Below are 16,837 nucleotides of genomic sequence, written 5' to 3'. Positions count from 1 at the left end.
ATGACCGAGGCCGGAGCGCTCGCCGCCGTGCTGTCCGGGCCCTCCGGCCTCGGCACCTCGGCGGCCAGGATCGCGGCGCAGTCCCTTCCCGAACCCGCGCCCGAACCGGGCTACGCGGAGATGAGCTGGGGTGACGGCAAGGCGTCCCCGCTCTACTGCCCCGCGGTGCGGCGGGTCAACGAACCGCTCGCCGAGGAGGTGGACCGGCGCCTGGTGACCTGGGCGGCGGACTGCGGGTTCACCGGCGCGGGCCTGGACCAGATCGCCAAGGCCGGGTTCGGCAAGCTGGTCATGCTCGCCCACCCCGATTCCGACGATCCCGACCACCTGCTGATCGCGGCGCAGCTGAACGCGGCGTGGTGGGCGGCCGACGACTACTACGCCGACGACAGCGAACTCGGTGCCGCGCCGACCGAACTGCCACCGCGGCTCGCACTGGTGATGGCCGCGATGGACCCGGTCGCGCCGGCCGGCGAGTTCACCACCGAACTGGACGAGGCGCTGCGCGGTGACCCCATCCTGGTCGGGCTGAACTCCGCCATCGGGCACCTGTCCCGGCACGGCAGCGCCGTGCAGGTGCAGCGCGTCTGCTATTCGACGTTCGCGATGTTCGTGTCGTGGGACGCCTACGCGGCCTGGCGCTACACCGGCGCCTACCCGCCCGCGTGGGAGTACCTGGCCGCGCGGCAGCACGACAGCTTCTACACCTCGATGACGCTGATCGACGCCGTCGGCGGTTACGAACTGCCGGCGCACCTGTACTACGAACCGCGTGTGCGCAAGGCGCTCATGCAGGCGGGCACGGCCTGCGTACTGGTCAACGACCTGTTCTCGGTGGAGAAGGACGCCGCCGACGAGCACCCGGTGTGCAACATGGTGCTGCAGATCGCGGCCGACCGGAACTGCTCCATCGAGGAGGCCACCGAGGCCACCGTCGAACTGCACAATTCGATCGTGCGCGATTTCCAGGAGGGGCACCGGAAACTGCGTGCCGTGCCATCGCCCGAACTGCACCGCTTCCTCGACGGCGTCCGCGACTGGATGGCGGGCGGCTTCGAATGGCACGCGACCAATCCGCGGTACCGCTGACTCACCCGACGTGGATGCGGGGGCGCTGCTCCGGATCGCGTTCGGCGGTCCGCAGGATTTCGCGGACCACCGGCGGCGTGTCGCCCTGGCCGAGAATGAGGTAGCGCAACAGGTGCCCGAGTGGGCTGCCCTCGCTCCACTCGAAATGACAGTGCGGCCGGACGCCGGTGTGGTCACGCAGGCTCAGCAGGATCGCCGCGAGCGCGTTCGGCACCGCCGGGCTCTCGGCACGCAGGATCCGGAATCCGTCGACCTCCACGCCGCGCACCCGCAGCACGTCGCTGAAGTCGGACGGGTCGACCACGTCGATTTCCAGGAACAGCACGTCCGCCGCGCCGGGCACCGGGTTGAGTTCGCGCTGCGCCAGCTCCTTTTCGGCGTATTCGGCGTGGTCACCGGCCTGGCGCTTGTTCGCGATCACGTTGAGCGCGCCGTCGTGGTCGAGGGAGTCGGTGATGAACTTCCTGGCGGTCTCGTCGAATTCGAGGCGCTCGGCGCGGAGTTCGGTGGTGCGAGAGACACGCGAGATCAGTGAGACCACGATGATGCCGCCGATGAACGCACCCGAGATCAGGATGCCGTCGGGCTTTTCGATGATGTTCTCGACGAGCGCGTAGAGCAGCACCAGGGTGAGCACGGTGAACGCGATCGCGGCCTTGGTGCGCCGCGCCCGCGCCGAGGAAATGGTCACCGCGACCGCGCCGGAGACCATCATCGCCAGGATACCGGTGGCATAGGCACCGGCCTGCGCGTTGACGTCCGCCCCGAAGGCGATCGTGATCAGCACGCTGATCAGCGTGTAGACCAGCACCACCGGCCGGACCGCGCGGCCCCATTCCGGCGCCATGCCGTAGGCGGGCAGGTACCGCGGCACGATGTTGATCAGCCCGGCCATCGCCGAAGCACCGGCGAACCAGAGGATCAGGATGCTGCTGAGGTCGTAGGCGGTGCCGAAGAACCCGCCGAGCAGTTCGTGCCCGAGGAAGGCCAGTGCCCGCCCGTTCGCCTGTCCCCCGGCCGCGAACTCGGCTGGCGGAATGAGCGTCACCGTGATCAGGCTGGTCGCCAGCAGGTAGACCGACATGATCAGGGCGGCGGTGGTGAGCAGCTTCCGCGTGTTGCGGATGCGGGCGGCGAGCCGTTCCTCGCCGGTACGGCCGTCCGCGGCGACCAGCGGCATCATGCTCACGCCGGTTTCGAAGCCGGACAGGCCGAGCACCAGCAACGGGAAGGCGATGACGGCGGGCCCGAGGATGTCGCCGACCCCGGTGCCGCCGGCGGTCAGCGCGTCCACCCAGCGCGACAGCGCGGCAGGCTCGGCGATCAGTTCGACGATGCCCGCCCCGACCACCACCGCGTTCAGCAGCAGGAACACCGCGACCAGCGGAATGGCCACGCTGACCGCTTCGCTGAACCCGAGCAGGAAAACCCCGCCCAGCACCAGGAGCAGCACCACGGTGACCGCCACCTCGTGCCCGTGCAGGAAACCGGGCACCAGCGGGTTCTCCAGCGCGTGCACGGTGGCGTCGGCCGAGGACAGCGTGATGGTGATGATCCACGAGGTGGCGACAAAACCCAGCAGCACCAGCACGAAGAGCTTGCCCCGCCAGAACGGCAGCAGGTTCTCCAGCATCGCCACCGAGCCCTGGCCGTGCGGGCTCTCCTTGGCCACCCGCCGGTACATCGGCAGCATGCCCAGCAGGGTCAGCGCGACGATGAGCACGGTGGCCAGCGGCGAAAGCGCACCGGCGGCCAATGCGGCGATACCCGGCAAATAGGACAAGGTGGAAAAGTAATCCACCCCGGTCAGGCACATCACCTTCCACCAGGCGTGCGGTTTCGCGTGTGACTCCCCCGCCGCCGGGCCCGCCGGGTGCACCTGGTCGCGCAACAACCAGCGGGAAAAGCCCGAAGCCGGCGGTTTCGGGCGCACCGGGCTGTCCACACTGGCCGGAATCGCCAGTTCGGTGCCTTCGCTCATGGGGTCCAGAATGCCGCACGAAAAACCGTTTACGCACATCGCCCCGCGAATCCGCGAGCCGGGCGCAAAGAAGTCGTAAAGATTCCACCAAAGGTCTTTTCGGGCGTCCCCCGACCGGGTCTACTCGCGCTCCATGTGCCGACGCAGGCGGGGGACCAGTTGACCGGCCACACCCTGATCATCGGTTTCGGCGCGATCGGCGCCTCCGCGGCCAGGCTGCTGCTCTCCAGCGGCGTGCCCGCCGCTCAACTCGTCACCATCGACCATCGCCGCGACGCCCTCACCGAGGCCGCGAACCTGGGCGTGCGCACGGTGTTCGGCGACGCCGCCGACCGGGCGGCCCTGCGGCAGACCGGGATCACCGAGGCGCGGTACGTGATCGTGGCCGTGCAGCCCGACGCCACGGCCGTGTTCATCACCATGGTCGCCCGCGACCTGTGCGGGCCGGACGCGGTGGTGGTCACCGCGGTCACCGACCGGAAGCACGTGGGCTTCCTCCGCGGCGCGGACCAGGTGGTCATCTCCTCCGACACCGCGGGCGCCGCACTGGCCGGCGGCGCGCTGGGCCAGCGCATCGCTCCCGTGCACCAGGGCGGGTCCGGCTGGCTGGTGCATTCGCGTCCCGTGCAGTCCTCGGAGATCGGCCTGTTCCCGCCCGAGTGCGATTCCGGCGCGGTCGGGGTGCTGCGCGGCGGCGTGCGGCACCTGGGCACCGAAGCCGCCTCGCTACGGCTCGCCGCGGGTGACCGGCTGATGATCGTGCGGCGCGGTGTGGTGCCGGGATCCCCGCCGGACCCCGGCACCACCGCGACTACCCCTGTACCCCGCTGACCTCGTTCGGCACGCCGGACAGCGCGCCGGTCGCGGTCTTGGTGCCCGTGGCGAGGTCCACCGCGTGGATCTCCTTCTTGCCCGGGTCGGTGACGTAGGCGGTCCCGCCGCGGACGAAGATCGCCGGGCGCGGCTGCTGCCACTCCAGCGGTTCCTGCCAGGAGCCGGTCACCGCGATCTTGCGCGTCACCGTGCCCGCCACCGGGTCGATCACGTGGATCTGGCCGTCGGTGCCGAGCACCAGCGCCTCGCCCTGCGGACCGCGGGCCAGCGACCGGAAGGTGTAGCTGGTGCCGAGATCGACGTGCCGCAGCGTGGCGTTTTCGGTGTCGATCAGGGAAATCCGGGTGGGGCGCTCCAACTCGGCGGCCTCGTCGACCTTGTAGTCGCCGAGCGTGATCGGGGAGACGTCGGAGCCGGCCTGGTTGCCGATCCGGCCGTACGGGTCGGGGCTGGCGACCTTGGTGATGGTGCCGTTGCGGTAGATCAGCGCGCCGGTCTCGCAGCCGATCACCACCGCCTCGCCCTTGGCGGCCGCTTCACCGTGCACGCCGGGGCACTGGTCGTTGCGCGCGATTTCCTCGCGGTCCTTGTCCAGCACCGCGATGCCCGGCCGCTCGTCCTCGTTGCCGAGGGTGGTGATCAGCTCGCCGTTGGCCAGCTCGACGGCGACCCCGTGGTGCGGTTCCGGCGTTTTGTACTGCGGCGCGGGCAACGGCCCGGTGCCGAGCGTCTTCGGGTCGAACACGGTCACCTCGCCGGTGCCGTCGGCGAAGAGCACCGTCTTCCCGGCGTGGCGGACGACGTGGCCCGGCTTGGGCGCCTTGACCTCGTTGTCGGTCAGCACGGCACCGGCGGCGTCGAGCACGCGGAACCCGGTGGAGGTGGACACCATCAGGTGCCTGTCGTCGCCGGCCGGGTTGAGCCGGTTGAAGCCCTCGAGCGGGATGTCCTTGGCCACCTGGAGGGTTTTCCCGTCGAGCAGGTAGATCCCGCCGTCGTAGGTGACGGCGACGGGCTCGGCCACGGTGGTACTGGCCGGTGCCGCGGCGTTGTCCTGCCGGGCCGCCGGCTCGGTCCCGCAGGCCGTCAGCGCGAGCACGCCCACCGCGGTGAGCGCCGTGTACAGCGTCTTGGTCATCTTGCACCTTTCAATCAGGGGTTCAAGCTGGTGGCGATCGCCTCGGTGTTGGCGCGCATCATTTCCAGGTAGGTCGCCGCGCCCTGTCCGGGTTCGCTCAGCGATTCGGAGAACAACGGCGTCACGGCGACGTGCAGCCCGGCCTGTTCGGCCAGTACGCGCGCGAGCCGGTCCGGTTGCGAGGAGTCGGCGAAAATCGCCGGGACACCGGCGGCCCGGACCGCGTCGGCCAGCGACTTCAGGTCCGAAGCGCTGGGCGAGGCGAGCGTGGTGCCACCGGGAACGACCGCGCCGATCACCTCGAAGCCGAAGCGCTGCGCGAGATAACCGAAGACGTGGTGGTTGGTGACGAGCTTCCGGCGCTCCGCCGGGATCTGCGCGAACCGCTCGGTCATCGTGGCTTCGAGCGCGTCGATCTCACCGCGGTACCGGTCGGCGTTGGCCCGCACCACCGTCGCGTCCACGCCGTCCACCTGGGCGATCACCTGCTCCGCGATCACGGTCACCGCGTCGCGTACCCGGCCGGGATCGGTCCAGAAGTGCGGATCGAGCGCGTCACCGCCGGCGTAACCGATCGGGTTCACCCGTTCCCCCACCGGCAGCACGGGAACCCCGCTTTCCTGTGCCGCCTGGACGTTCCGCAACATGCCCTCTTCGAGGCCGAGTCCGTTGTAGACGATCAGCCCGGCGCGTTCGGTTTCCGCGGCCTGTTGCGCGGAGATGCCGAAGGAGTGCGGGTCGGCGTTCGGCTTCATCAGCACGGTCACCGGGGCCTGCTCACCCACGATGGCGCGGGTGATGTCGCCGAGGATGTTCGTGGTGACCACCACCGAGGACCGGCTTTCGCCCGCCGCGGTGCAGCCGGTGGCGGCCAGCAGCGCGACGAGGACCAGCAGCAGCCGCTTCACCGCCCGGTCTCCACCAGGTGGCTGGCCTTGCCCGCGACGGTGATCGTCCTGGCGCGGCGCAGGTTGTCGTTGTAGTCGATCTCGTAGACCTCTCCCGAAGCCGGGTTGTTGACGTAGGCGCGGGTGGTGTCGACCTGGATGGCGGCCCCGGTCGCGTCCGGCATCAACGGGGACTGCGCCCGCTCCTCACCGGTGGCGCTGTCGAACGCGCGCAGCACCCCGTCGCGGGTCAGCACCAGCAGCGGCGCGCCCTCCCCCACCGCGTTCACCGCGGCGACCGGCCCGGTTTCGACCCGCGTCCACGCCCGGCGGCTGACGTCCAGCGACCACACGGCGTTGTCCCCGGCCGGTGCCGCGAGCGTGGTGCTGCCCGGCCGATGGCTGAACCGGGTCGCCCGCTCCTGTTCGCCGACCTCGCTCGGATACGGGATCTTCTCCCCCGCGAACGCCTTGTCCTTCTCGGTGACCAGCAACGCGCCGTCCGCGCAGCCGAAGACCACCCCGCGCCGGGTCACCGCCTGTCCCCGGAGATCCGGGCACGACGGCTCGATGTCCGCCACCGGCTTGCCCTGCCGGTCGTGGACGCGCACCCCTTGTGCGCCATCGGAAGCCAGGACGTGTTCGCCGTAGGGCACCGCGCTGCTCTCATGCGGCGGGCGGGTGATCCTGCCCAGTTCCGCGATTTCGCCCTTGTCTAGCTTCGCGCGGTCGAACAGGATCGCCGTACCGTCCGGATAGGACACCGCGGTCACCGCGGGATCGCTGTACGCCCCGAGCGCCTGCTTCCCCGGCACCACCCCGAGTTCGCGGACCGCGGCGCGGTAGTAGTGCACGTGGTCGCCGTGGTCGACCATCCACGATCCGCTGTCGACCAGGTGAACCGCTTGGTCCCGGCCTTCGAGGTAGGCGAACCTCCCGTCGCCGGTGATTCCCCGCACCCCGTCGACGCGGCCCGCCGGGTGGACCTGTTCGGTGATCAGGTCCACCACCTGCACGGCGCCCGTTTCGGCGTCGGCCACCACCAGCCGCGACTGCGCCTCGGCGGTTTCTTCGGCGCCTTCGACGTAACCGTGCGGTGCTTCGGCGGCGGACGCGGCTTGGCCGTTCCCGGCGTTGCCCGGCCCGGCTTGCCCCGGACCGCCTTGGTCCGGCTCGGTGGCGCAGGCCGCGGGCAGCACGGCCACGATCGCGAGCAGCCCCAAGCGTGTTCTGAGTTTCATCGCTCGATCTCCGTTGTCGGGTCAAGGAATCGCCGCCGCGCGACGGACAGCAGCGCGGAGACGAAGAACAAGAGGACGGAGGTGGCCGCGATGCTCGCCCCGGCGGCGGTGCCCCAGTGCCAGGACACGATCAGCCCGGCTACCGTGGCCAGCACCCCCAGCAACGCGGCGAACAGCATGATCGTGGCGATCCGCCGGGCCCAGAAGGTCGCCGCCGCGGCGGGCGCGATGAGCAGGCCGAACACCAGCAGCGTGCCGACCACCCGGAACGACGCGACGATGGTCAGCGTCACCAGCGCGAGCAGCACCGCGTTCGCCCATCCCGGGCGCAGGCCAAGCGTGTGCGCCTTCCTCGCGTCGAAGGTCAGCGCGGCGAACGAGCGGAAACCCAGCAGCGACACCACGGCCACCAGCACCAGCGTGATCGCGAGCAGGTTCAGGTCGCCGGGGCCGACCGCGAGCACGTCACCGAAGAGGAAGCCGGTGAGGTCGACCGCGAACGACTGCGAGTGCGAAACGATGATCACGCCGGCGGCGAGCATGCCGACGAAGAGCAGGCCGATGGTGGTGTCCTGCGAAAGCCGTCGCGAGCGGCCGAGCGCGGTGACGCCCAGTGCCATCACCCCGGCGCTGAGCGCGGCCCCGAGCAGCGGGTTCACGCCGATCAGCGAGGCGATCGCCACGCCGGGCAACATGCCGTGCGACATCGCGTCGCCGATGAAGGCCATGCCGCGCAGCACCACCCAGGTGCCCACGAGCGCGCACACCACCGACACCAGCACCCCGGCCAGCAGCGCACGCTGCACGAACGACACCTCGAAGGGGATGAGCAACCAGTCCACACCGGACACTATAGTGGTAATGATTGTCATTATCTTGGGCGGTGTCAGATGAACGAGAACGTGGCGGCGGTCACCCTGGGTGAACTGCGCGCGGGTTATGGTCACCGGGAAGTGCTGCGCGGGGTCACGGCGAAGCTGCCGTCGCGGCGGCTCACCGCGGTCGTCGGGGCGAACGGAGCCGGGAAGTCGTCCCTGCTCAACGTGATCGCCGGGGTGCTACCGGCCACATCCGGCTCGGTGCGCGTCGGCGGTGCCGTTCGGCCCGCCTACGTGACCCAGCACAGCGAGGTGTCCGACGCACTGCCGATCACGGTGCGCGCCACGGTCGCCATGGGCCGCTGGGCGCATCGCGGCCCGTGGCGCCGACTGACCAAAAAGGACCGAGCGGTGGTCGAAGAGTGCCTGGAGCGCTTGGACATCACCTCGATCGCCCACCGCAGGCTCGGCACCCTCTCGGGCGGGCAGCGGCAGCGGGCGCTGGTGGCGCAGGGCCTGGCGCAGCAGTCCGGGCTGCTGCTGCTCGACGAACCGGCGGCCGGGCTGGACCTGCGTGCGCGGACCCTGATCGACGAGGCGCTCAGCGCCGCCCGCGACGACGGCGTGACGGTCGTGCGGGTCACCCACGACCTCGCCGTCGCCGACCAGGCGGATCACTGCCTGCTGCTGCGGGATGGCGGGCTCGTCGCCGAAGGCCCGCCCCGTTCGGTGCTGACTCCGGCCAGGGTGGCCGAAGCCTGGGGCGTGCCCGTGCCCCGATGACTCAGGCGTTCACGGTCCGCTCGGTCCGCCCGGTGGCGAGCAGCAGCAGATCCGAGACGGTGCCCCGGATCTCCCTGGCCCCGTCGCCGCCGGTCCATTCCCGGTCGATGGCGACGAGCCGGGTGCCGGGCAGGCGCTTCCGCGCGCCGTAGAACCGCGCGTTCCAGACGAACTCGAGCGCCTCCACGGCCGCGTCCAGCGGCATCGGCCGCGGCCTGCCCAGCGGACGGGCGACGTCCTGCCCGTGGACCAGCGCGTCGACCAGCGGGTCCAGCGGGCTGGCACCGAGCGTGAGGTGCCGCGAGTCAGCCGTCTCGCGGAGCTGCGCCACCAGTTCCGCGGGCGTGAACTGAGCGGCGCGGTCCCGCGCGAGCACGTCGAACATCCGGTGCACGTTGCCACGCGAACGCAGCACGCCCTTGACGGTGAGCCGCAGGGACATCCGCGTGGACAGCGTCATGTGCGCGGCGACATCGCGCACCGTCCAGCCGTCGCAGAGGGACGGCACCTGCCACTCGTGCTCATCCAGGCCCTCGAGGAAGTCGGCGAGCCCGAGCCGCTCGGCCTTGACCCAGGCGTGGATCTTGTCGTTGTTGTTCCGCACGGTGCGCTCCCCTGCTGTCGGCTGCTCGTTCGCTGTCACTACGAACGGGCCACCGGCGGAAGGACAGCCACCCGGAAATTTCTTTCAGCGGATTCCGGCGAGCCCGAAGAACTCCTGCCGCGACCGGGCGTCCTCCCGCAGCACACCGTGCAGTGCCGAGGTCACGGTGCTGGACCCGGTGGCCCGCACCCCGCGCAGCGACATGCACATGTGCTCGGCCTCGATCACCACGCCGACCCCCTTGGGCGCGAGGTGCTGTTGAAGCCAGTCGGCCACCTGCTTGGTCAGGCGCTCCTGCACCTGCAGGTCGCGGGCGTACAACTCGACCACGCGCGCCAGCTTCGACAGCCCGAGGATGCGCTCGCCGGGCAGGTAACCGACGTGCGCCACCCCGTGGAACGGCAGCATGTGGTGCTGGCACAGCGACTGCACCGGGATGCCGCGGGCCAGCACGAGTTCGTCGTAGCCCTCGTCGTTGGGAAAGGTGGTCAGGTTGAATTCGCGCGGGGTGAGCATCTCGCCGTACGCGTCGGCGACCCGCCTCGGCGTGTCGGCCAGGTGCTCCGACTCCGGATCCTGCCCCAGCGCGACCAGCAGATCCGCCACGGCGCGCTGCGCCGCCTCCGGATCGACGCCGGCGCGTCCGGTCACCACCCGCAGCTGACGCTGCGGTCCCGCCGGGATCGGCGCGGCCATAGGTCCTCCTTCTAACAACAACTCGCGCTAACCTTAGAACCACCTCGCCAATTCAGTCAACGGAGATCGTTTTTAGAAGATGGACGACACCTCTCGCGCCGCCCAGGTCGCCGCGGTCGCCGCACTCGACGAGCCGACCCGCCGCAGGCTGTACGACCTCGTCGTGCGCCGGCCCGACCCGGTCAGCCGGGACGAGGCGGCCGAGGCGGTGCGGTTGCCGCGCACCACCGTCGCCTTCCACCTCGACCGGCTCGTCGAAGACGGCCTGCTCGACGTCGTCTACGAACGCCGCACCGGCCGCAGCGGGCCCGGCGCGGGCCGCCCGGCCAAGCTGTACCGCCGCTCGTCCCGGCAGATCACGGTCTCCCTGCCGGACCGCCGCTACGAACTGGCCGGCCGCCTGCTGGCCGACGCCATCCAGGAAGCCGAAACCACCGGGGACTCCCCACGCACCGTGCTGGACCGGCGCGCCCACGAACTGGGCCACGACCTCGGCCAGGCCACCCGCACCGACCAGCCCTCCGACGACGCCGCGATGCGCACCCTGGAACGTTTCGGCTTCGAACCCCGGCGCACCGGCACCACCATCATGCTGGGCAACTGCCCGTTCCACAGCCTGGCCTCGCACCAGACGGAACTCGTCTGCGGCATGAATCTCCGCCTGCTGCAAGGACTTCTCGACGGCCTCGCCGCCACCGGGCTGACCGCCCGCCTGGCCCCCGCCGCCGGGCACTGCTGCGTCCGCCTCGAGCCGGAAAACCAGTAGAGCGCGGCCCGGCGGGCCATTACCGTACGGCCGGACCATGTCGTCTGGGCAAGGACGTGCCGTTGTACCACCTGTGAGACCTCCCAAGCGCTGATTTCGTCGCGCGTCGCGCCTGTGCGCCGCGCTTCTTCTTGCTGCGGACTTCTCACAGAAACCGGTGTACTTCTGTGCTCTCCAATTGGATGGTCGTTCCCACCTGCCTGCCACTCGTTCGCCGCCGCTGCCACGCGTGCGCGTCCGGCCGCTTCCGGGCGAGCGGCAAGTTCCGCGTCAACGCCAACCACAAGCTCATCGACGCCTGGCTCCTCGTGCTCTGTACCGGGTGCGGGGACACCGCGAAGCTCACGCTGTTCGAGCGGATGAACGTGCGCTCCGTACGACCCGACTTGCTGGACCGGCTGCACGACAACGACCTCGGCCTGACCGCCGAACTGCTCCAGGATCCGGTCGTGCAGCACCGCAACCGCATCGCGCTCGACTGGGACAACGCCTGGCGACTCGAGACCGGCGGATCGGAACACCTCGACCGCGAGGTCATCGACGTTGCGGTCCGCTTCGCCGCGCGAATCCCCGTCCGCCCGGTGCGACTGATCGCCGAAGGCTGTGAACTCCCCCGCGCCGAGGTCGAAAGGCTGGTCGCGGAAGGGAAACTCGTCTCGGCAGTCCGGCTGCACGGCAAGCTCTCCAGCGATTTCACCTTCACGCTCAAGCACTGAACACTCCTCGGGACGGTGAAGCAGATGGTCCAACCACAGGGCAGAGCTAGGGAGCGATCGCGGGCAACACCTCCGTTCTCGCCGCGCGCCGCGCAGGCCACAGCGCGGCCACCACCGCCGCGAGCACCATGCCGACCAGGCAGATCCCGATCACGTCCACCGGTACCGACGCGTCACCGAGCGACTGGCCGAGCATCGCGTGCTGCATCACCGCCCCCGCGCCAAGCCCGGCGACCACACCCAGTACCGCGCCGAACAGGGAGATCGCGATGCTCTCCGCCTGGACCATGCGCCGGACAAGCGAGCGGGACGCGCCGATCGCCCGCATCATGCCGATCTCCCGCGTGCGTTCCAGCACGGACAGCGCGAGCGTGTTCACCACCCCGAACACGGCGATCACCACGGCCACCCCGAACATCGCGTACAGCAGCACAAATGCGAACCGCTGCGACTCGATGCCCTGTTCGGCGAGCCCGTCCCGGTCGGTGACCAGCACGTCCGGCCGGTCGGCGAACGCCGCTTCGATCGACCTGCGCACCGCGCCCGGGTCAGGCCCCGTCGCGTAACCCAGGCTGATCCGCTCGCGAACGTCCGGCGGCGCCAGCGCCAGGTCGTAGTAGATGCTCGCCTGCAGTTCGGTCGCCTCGTAGACCCCGGTGACCCGGGTGGCGATCGAGGCGCCCGGCCCCGGGCTCAGCGTGATCGGGTCCCCTACCCCGAGCCCGAGCATGTCCGCCTGGTTCCGGGAGACGACCACGCCACGAGTCAGATCCGCGTCACCCGCGGTGATCTGCGGTGACAGCACGCCGGTCAGCGCCGACGGTTCGATCGCGGAGACATTGCGCTGGGTCCGCCCGCCGGGATAGGAGATCTCGGCGAGCCGGTCCCGGCTGCCCGCCACCGCGGTCACCCCGGGCACCTCGCTGATCCGCGCCAGGTCCCCCGGCCCCAGCACGGCCGCCCCGCCAGCCGCCGGTCGCAGCACGGTGGTGGTCACCGGCACGTTGGCCCGGATGGTGGAGGCGATCAGCTCGGTCAGCGTCGCGCTCAGGGTGCCGAACGCGCACACCAGACCAAGGCCGACGGTGATCGCGGCCGCCGAACCCGCGGTCCGGCGTGGATCCCTGGCCGCGTTGCGCACCCCGAGCCGGACCGCGGGCGTGCCGCGGCGGAACCGGCGGAAGAACAACGCGCCCAGCGCCGGGGTGAGCAGCAGCAAACCGCCCGCTCCGGCCACGGCCGAGACCAGCCCGATGATCCTCGGCAGGTTTTCCGCCGACGGATCCGCGGTCGCGGCCACCCCCACCAGCGCGGCGGTCAGCAGCACCAGCCCAGCGACCGTGCGCCCGGTGAAGGCCCGGCCGCGCAGTACCTGATCCGTGCGCAGGGCTGCCATCGGTGGCACCTTCGACGCGCGCCGGGCCGGACCGTACGCGGCGAGCACGGTGATCCCGACCGCGACGAGGTACCCGAGTCCGATGGCGAGCGGCGAAACCCGGTACACCATCTCCTCCCCCGGCTGGAGCAGAGCGAGCACCACCGGCGCGAGCCCGGCCCCGAGCAGGCAGCCGAGAGTGCCCCCGGCCAGTCCCAGCACCGCGGCTTCGGCGACCACCGTGCGACGGACCTGCCGCCGGGTGGCACCGACCGCGCGCAGCAGCGCCAGCTGCCGGGTCCGCTGGGTGATCAGCACGGTGAAGGTGTTGCCGATGACGAACATCCCCGCGAGCAGCGCGATCGCCGCCAGCGGCAGCACGGTGAGCCGCAGGTCGGTGCGCGAGGACTCGATGTCCGCCCGCGCCGCCACGGCCAGCTCGGCCCCGAAGGACACCACCTGCCCGGTGGCCACTGGCGGTGGGCCCGCGCCCGGAGCCAGCACCAACTCGATCCGGTGGTACTCGGCACCGAACCTGGACTCGGCGGCTGCCGCCGGGTAGGCGACCGACGGCACGACATCGGCCGCGTCACCGGAGTCCGGCCCCATGGTCAGGTAGTCGAACACCCCGGCGACCCGAACCTGTTCGGAACGCCCTTCACCGAGCAGCACCCGCACCCCGTCACCCGGCGCGAGCCCGGCTCGCTCCGCGTCGGCCCGGTGCAGCGCCACCTCGCCGGTTCCCGGGACCGTTCCGGCCGTGAGCCGGAACCGGCCGGTCTCGTCCCAGTTGGTCCCGGCGCGGTCCGGGGCGGTTTCCGAGCGGACCAGCTTGCCGTCGGCCCCCACCAGGCCGGCGTGCCCCACGCGCACCCCCGCGGCACCTTGCACCCCGGGCGAAGTCGCCAGGCGCTCGCGGTCCGCTTCGGTGAGCCCCGGCCCGGTGCCCGTGCTCACCCAGGCCCCGGTGCCGTCCCGGACCGGTCGCTCGGCCAGGGTCGCGGTGACCGAATCGGCCAGCACCCAACCGGCCACCGTTGCCGCCACCCCCAGCGCGATCGCGCAAAGCGTGGCCACCAGCCTTCCCTTGTGCGAGAACAGGTCCCGCAGCGCCGAACGGATCATCGGACGGCACTCCGGTCCCCGGCGAGCACGCCGTCGGCGAGCAGCAGCACCCGGTCGGCGTACTCGGCGGCGGCCGGATCGTGGGTGACCATCACGATGGTCTGGCCGAGTTCGTCCACACTGGCCCGCAGGAAGCCGAGCAGTTCGGCGGAACTGTCGGAATCCAGGGCGCCGGTCGGTTCGTCGGCGAAGACCACCGCCGGCTCGGTGATCAGTGCCCGCGCGCAGGCCACCCGCTGCTGCTGCCCGCCGGAGAGCTGGCTCGGCCGGTGATCCAGCCGGCCGTTCAGCTTGAGGGTGCCGACCAGCCGGTCCAGCAGCCGGGGGTCGGCCCGGCTGCCGGACAGGTCGAGCGGCAGGGTGATGTTCTCCAGCGCGGTGAGCGTCGGCAGCAGGTTGAACGCCTGGAAGACAAAGCCGATCTGATCTCGCCTCAGTTCGGTCAGCGCGTCGTCGGACAATGTGGACAGGTTCACGCCGTTGAGCAGGATCTGCCCGGCGGTGGGGCGGTCCAGCCCCGCGGCGCAGTGCATGAGAGTGGACTTGCCCGAACCGGACGGGCCCATGATGGCGGTGAACTCACCGCGCCGGAAGGTCACGTCGATACCGCGCAGCGCGGCCACCTCGGTCTCGCCGGAGCCGTAGACCTTGGTGAGCCCGCGGACGCCGATCGCGCTGGCTGTTTCTGTCATGGCCCCATCGTCGGCGTCCGGTGGCGGGCCGGGCGTCGGCCGGAAGTCGATGGCACCCCCTACTAAAGAGACACCATCGTGCCGACTTAAGAACGATGGGTGGAGCGACCGGCGCCGATACGCTCGATCCGTGCCGGTTTTCGAATGGTTTCGGCCCCCGCCGGGCTTCTTCCCGAGCAAAACAGAGGGAGGTGTGCTTTGCGCCATCCTGGTGATCGGCATGTTCCTGCCGATCGGTTCGAGAACGATGATCGCGGTCCTGGCGAACGGGGACGGGACCGTTCTGACCGTGCTCAGAGCCACGCTGGTCGCGGCGACGGTAGTCGCGCTCTGGCTGCTTTTCCGGTGGCTGTGGGTGCCGCTCGCGATCTTGGCGGCGGTGACGGTGGTGACATCGCTGTGGCCTCCGCTGGTGGTGGCTTCCTACATGGTGGGGATCACTTTCCGGCGGCCGGCCCACCTGGCCTTGTACGTCGCGGCCGGCAGCGTGGTGACCCTGTTGCCGCAGGTACTCGGCGCGACACTGGGCGGCCGGGATTGGTCGCAGCTGGTTCCGGCCACGGGCGGGATCGCACTGTTCGTGTTGCTGCCGCTCGCGACCGGGTTGTGGATCGGCACCCGGCGGGAGCTGGTGGCCGAACTCCGCTGGCAGGCCGAAAACGTGACGGCACGGCATGCGGCCGAGGTCCGTGAGGTCCGCGCGAGTGAGCGCACGCGGATAGCGCACGAGATGCATGACGTCGTCGCCCATCGCGTGTCGCTGATGGTGCTGCACGCCGGGGTGCTGGAGGTGAACACCAAGGAGGAGAAAACCGCGGAAACGGCCGCGTTGATCAGGACGACCGGGCGCGAGGCACTGGCCCAGCTGCGTGATGTGCTCGGGGTACTGCGCATCGGCGCGGCCGCCGAGCCGACCCGGCAGCCACCGTCCACATTGGACAAGATCGGCGAGCTGGTGGCGGATTCGCGAGCGGCCGGGATCCCGGTGCGGTGGAACGATGAGGCCGTACTGCCGCAGGTGTCCCCGATGGTGGCGCAAACCGCGTACCAGGTGGTGCGGGAGGCGCTGACCAACGTGCACAAGCACGCCGGCGCGGTGGAGACCGAGGTCGAACTGGAGGAGGTGGACCAGGCCATCGAGGTGCGGGTGAGCAACGCGGTGCCGGTCGAAGAACCGGAACCGCTGCCCGGTCTCGGGCTCGGTCTGCTGGGTCTGCAGGAGCGGGTGCGGCTGGTCGGTGGCACCCTCCTCCTGGGCGCCAGAGCCGGCGGCGGCTTGATGTTGACGGCGCGACTGCCCTACGCCGAGAAGGAGGCGTGGTGATCAAGGTGGTGATCGCCGACGACGAGGCCTTGGTGCGGGCGGGGCTGCGCGGCCTGCTCGAGCCCGCGCCCGATCTGGAGGTGGTGAGCGAGGCCGAAGACGGGCGGGCGGCGGTGGAGGCCGCGCTGCGGTACCGGCCGGACGTGCTGCTGATGGACATCCGGATGCCCGTGCTGGACGGGCTCCGCGCGCTCGAGGAAGTGACGCGGCTGGAGCGGCCGCCGAGAGTGATCATGCTGACCACCTTCGACCTGGACGACTACGTGCACCGGGCGCTGCGAGCCGGGGCGGCCGGGTTCCTGCTCAAGGACACGCCGCCGGTGGAACTGACCGCCGCGATCCGCACGGTGGCGGCGGGAAACGCGATGCTGGCCCCCACGGTGACCCAGCGGCTGATCACCGCGTTCGCCGAGCGGCATCCGGAACGGGCCCGGCGGGCGCGGGAGAAGCTCACCGCGCTGACCGACCGCGAGCGGGGCGTGATCGACGCCGTGGCCAGGGGCTTGTCGAACGCAGACATCGGAAAGGAGTTGATGATGAGCCAGGCCACGGTGAAGGCGCACGTGAGCCGGTCACTGGCCAAGCTCGGGCTGACCAACCGCGTCCAGGCGGCGATCCTGGCGCACGACGCCGGAGCGGGCTGAACCTGGCCGTTCGGCCGGTGGCCGGTAGAACGACCGGGGTGAATCCGGGTGACTCGCCGCACGCGCCCCGCGTTCGCCGTACCCTGCTGGGTGCGAAATGCGCTGACGCTGCTCAGGAGGTCGC

Annotated in this window: 16 protein-coding genes; 7 read left to right on the top strand and 9 right to left on the bottom strand. The window is 70.7% G+C overall.

Annotation, left to right across the window (positions count from 1 at the left end; all coding sequences use genetic code 11):
• Window positions 1–1,089 (top strand): family 2 encapsulin nanocompartment cargo protein terpene cyclase, encoded by a 1,089-nt coding sequence (locus YIM_RS16860; protein ID WP_153031258.1) that lies wholly within the window; start codon window positions 1–3, stop codon window positions 1,087–1,089.
• A 1-nt stretch (window position 1,090) separates the two neighbouring features.
• On the opposite strand, the gene YIM_RS16855 is transcribed toward YIM_RS16860, so the two are convergent.
• Window positions 1,091–3,070, bottom strand: coding sequence for an amino acid transporter (locus YIM_RS16855; RefSeq protein ID WP_153031257.1), 1,980 nt, complete (start codon window positions 3,068–3,070; stop codon window positions 1,091–1,093).
• 159 nt (window positions 3,071–3,229) lie between these two features.
• On the opposite strand from YIM_RS16855, the gene YIM_RS16850 reads away from it, so the two are divergent.
• On the top strand, window positions 3,230–3,901 hold the full coding sequence (locus YIM_RS16850) for an NAD(P)-binding protein (RefSeq protein WP_194240176.1): 672 nt from the start codon (window positions 3,230–3,232) through the stop codon (window positions 3,899–3,901).
• On the opposite strand, the gene aztD is transcribed toward YIM_RS16850, so the two are convergent.
• From aztD to aztB, 4 genes are read right to left on the bottom strand one after another with little or no spacing between them, the layout of a single operon-like run.
• Window positions 3,882–5,042, bottom strand: a complete 1,161-nt coding sequence (aztD, locus tag YIM_RS16845) for a zinc metallochaperone AztD (RefSeq protein WP_153031255.1) — start codon at window positions 5,040–5,042, stop codon at window positions 3,882–3,884. The genes YIM_RS16850 and aztD overlap by 20 nt on opposite strands.
• Window positions 5,043–5,056: 14 nt before the next feature.
• On the bottom strand, window positions 5,057–5,950 hold the full coding sequence (gene aztC / locus YIM_RS16840) for a zinc ABC transporter substrate-binding protein AztC (RefSeq protein ID WP_153031254.1): 894 nt from the start codon (window positions 5,948–5,950) through the stop codon (window positions 5,057–5,059).
• Window positions 5,947–7,170 (bottom strand): hypothetical protein, encoded by a 1,224-nt coding sequence (locus tag YIM_RS16835; RefSeq protein ID WP_153031253.1) that lies wholly within the window; start codon window positions 7,168–7,170, stop codon window positions 5,947–5,949. Before YIM_RS16835 ends, aztC begins: the two co-directional genes overlap by 4 nt.
• Window positions 7,167–8,012, bottom strand: coding sequence for a zinc ABC transporter permease AztB (gene aztB, locus YIM_RS16830; protein WP_153031252.1), 846 nt, complete (start codon window positions 8,010–8,012; stop codon window positions 7,167–7,169). The genes YIM_RS16835 and aztB overlap by 4 nt, the downstream gene beginning before the upstream one ends.
• Window positions 8,013–8,060: 48 nt before the next feature.
• On the opposite strand from aztB, the gene aztA reads away from it, so the two are divergent.
• Window positions 8,061–8,771, top strand: a complete 711-nt coding sequence (gene aztA / locus YIM_RS16825; RefSeq protein ID WP_153031251.1) for a zinc ABC transporter ATP-binding protein AztA — start codon at window positions 8,061–8,063, stop codon at window positions 8,769–8,771.
• 1 nt (window position 8,772) lies between these two features.
• Here aztA and YIM_RS16820 read toward each other — a convergent pair whose 3' ends face one another.
• Together YIM_RS16820 and folE are read right to left on the bottom strand one after the other, a co-directional pair.
• Window positions 8,773–9,375, bottom strand: a complete 603-nt coding sequence (locus YIM_RS16820) for a maleylpyruvate isomerase family mycothiol-dependent enzyme (RefSeq protein ID WP_153031250.1) — start codon at window positions 9,373–9,375, stop codon at window positions 8,773–8,775.
• A gap of 84 nt (window positions 9,376–9,459) precedes the next feature.
• A complete protein-coding gene (gene folE / locus YIM_RS16815) occupies window positions 9,460–10,071 on the bottom strand; it encodes a GTP cyclohydrolase I FolE (protein WP_153031249.1) in 612 nt (203 codons plus the stop codon).
• Between the two features lie 79 nt (window positions 10,072–10,150).
• On the opposite strand from folE, the gene YIM_RS16810 reads away from it, so the two are divergent.
• A complete protein-coding gene (locus YIM_RS16810; RefSeq protein WP_153031248.1) occupies window positions 10,151–10,837 on the top strand; it encodes a metalloregulator ArsR/SmtB family transcription factor in 687 nt (228 codons plus the stop codon).
• A gap of 182 nt (window positions 10,838–11,019) precedes the next feature.
• Window positions 11,020–11,553: a DUF1062 domain-containing protein gene (locus YIM_RS16805; protein ID WP_228004785.1), complete on the top strand. Its 534-nt coding sequence runs from the start codon at window positions 11,020–11,022 to the stop codon at window positions 11,551–11,553.
• 46 nt (window positions 11,554–11,599) lie between these two features.
• Here YIM_RS16805 and YIM_RS16800 read toward each other — a convergent pair whose 3' ends face one another.
• Together YIM_RS16800 and YIM_RS16795 are read right to left on the bottom strand one after the other, a co-directional pair.
• Entirely contained in the window at window positions 11,600–14,053 is a 2,454-nt protein-coding gene (locus YIM_RS16800) for an ABC transporter permease (protein ID WP_153031246.1), read from the bottom strand.
• A complete protein-coding gene (locus YIM_RS16795) occupies window positions 14,050–14,745 on the bottom strand; it encodes an ABC transporter ATP-binding protein (protein ID WP_153031245.1) in 696 nt (231 codons plus the stop codon). The genes YIM_RS16800 and YIM_RS16795 overlap by 4 nt, the downstream gene beginning before the upstream one ends.
• A 193-nt stretch (window positions 14,746–14,938) precedes the next feature.
• Here YIM_RS16795 and YIM_RS16790 point away from each other — a divergent pair, with 193 nt between their 5' ends.
• Complete coding sequence (locus tag YIM_RS16790; RefSeq protein WP_194240175.1) at window positions 14,939–16,069, top strand: sensor histidine kinase; 1,131 nt, start codon at window positions 14,939–14,941, stop codon at window positions 16,067–16,069.
• Window positions 16,066–16,713, top strand: a complete 648-nt coding sequence (locus YIM_RS16785; protein WP_153031243.1) for a response regulator transcription factor — start codon at window positions 16,066–16,068, stop codon at window positions 16,711–16,713. The genes YIM_RS16790 and YIM_RS16785 overlap by 4 nt, the downstream gene beginning before the upstream one ends.
• The last annotated feature ends 124 nt before the right edge of the window (window positions 16,714–16,837 follow it).

The sequence above is a fragment of the Amycolatopsis sp. YIM 10 genome (assembly GCF_009429145.1).
In the GTDB taxonomy this organism is placed as follows: domain Bacteria; phylum Actinomycetota; class Actinomycetes; order Mycobacteriales; family Pseudonocardiaceae; genus Amycolatopsis.
This window is presented reverse-complemented; position numbering and strand designations above follow the sequence as displayed.

Bases quoted from the DNA above. Each gene is read 5' to 3' on its own strand.
- aztA (WP_153031251.1), top strand. From the start codon at position 8,061: ATGAACGAGAACGTGGCGGCGGTCACCCTGGGTGAACTGCGCGCGGGT.
- YIM_RS16810 (WP_153031248.1), top strand. From the start codon at position 10,151: ATGGACGACACCTCTCGCGCCGCCCAGGTCGCCGCGGTCGCCGCACTC.
- folE (WP_153031249.1), bottom strand. From the start codon at position 10,071: ATGGCCGCGCCGATCCCGGCGGGACCGCAGCGTCAGCTGCGGGTGGTG.
- YIM_RS16800 (WP_153031246.1), bottom strand. From the start codon at position 14,053: ATGATCCGTTCGGCGCTGCGGGACCTGTTCTCGCACAAGGGAAGGCTG.
- YIM_RS16860 (WP_153031258.1), top strand. From the start codon at position 1: ATGACCGAGGCCGGAGCGCTCGCCGCCGTGCTGTCCGGGCCCTCCGGC.
- YIM_RS16835 (WP_153031253.1), bottom strand. From the start codon at position 7,170: ATGAAACTCAGAACACGCTTGGGGCTGCTCGCGATCGTGGCCGTGCTG.
- aztD (WP_153031255.1), bottom strand. From the start codon at position 5,042: ATGACCAAGACGCTGTACACGGCGCTCACCGCGGTGGGCGTGCTCGCG.
- YIM_RS16805 (WP_228004785.1), top strand. From the start codon at position 11,020: ATGGTCGTTCCCACCTGCCTGCCACTCGTTCGCCGCCGCTGCCACGCG.
- YIM_RS16795 (WP_153031245.1), bottom strand. From the start codon at position 14,745: ATGACAGAAACAGCCAGCGCGATCGGCGTCCGCGGGCTCACCAAGGTC.
- YIM_RS16855 (WP_153031257.1), bottom strand. From the start codon at position 3,070: ATGAGCGAAGGCACCGAACTGGCGATTCCGGCCAGTGTGGACAGCCCG.